Raw genomic sequence first — 360 nt, 5'->3', positions numbered from 1 at the left:
GCGGCCAGTTCCACCAGGCGATCGCCGACGGTGCCGATCATCAACTCACCATGCAGCGCACGGGCGATGGCTTGCAGGTTGTACTTGGCGTCCTGTTCGCCGAGCACGGTGCCGCGATACGGGTCGACGAATACAGTCACTTCGCGCCCGTCGTTGTGCATCACGAATTGCGCGCTGCTGGTGGCGTCGGCAGGTGGCAGGTACTTGCTGATTTTGCCTTGTGGATAGGCAGCCTGGGCACGTTGCAGTTGCTCGTCGGCACTCAGCGCGTGTTCGGCGCTTTGCACGGTCAGCAGGTTGCCGTACATCAGCGGGTCGAGTTGGGGTTTGAACAGGTAGATGATGCCGGTCAGGGCCAGC

1 protein-coding gene is annotated in these 360 nt (G+C 62.2%); it reads right to left on the bottom strand.

Annotated features, from left to right (window positions below):
- On the bottom strand, window positions 1–360 hold a 360-nt coding region (locus HX846_RS33395), incomplete at both ends, for a PepSY domain-containing protein (RefSeq protein WP_178967068.1).

It is taken from the genome of Pseudomonas sp. K5002 (assembly GCF_013386655.1).
Classification (GTDB): domain Bacteria; phylum Pseudomonadota; class Gammaproteobacteria; order Pseudomonadales; family Pseudomonadaceae; genus Aquipseudomonas.
Note: the sequence above shows the minus strand (reverse complement) of the source record. Positions and strands in the feature narration are given on the sequence as shown.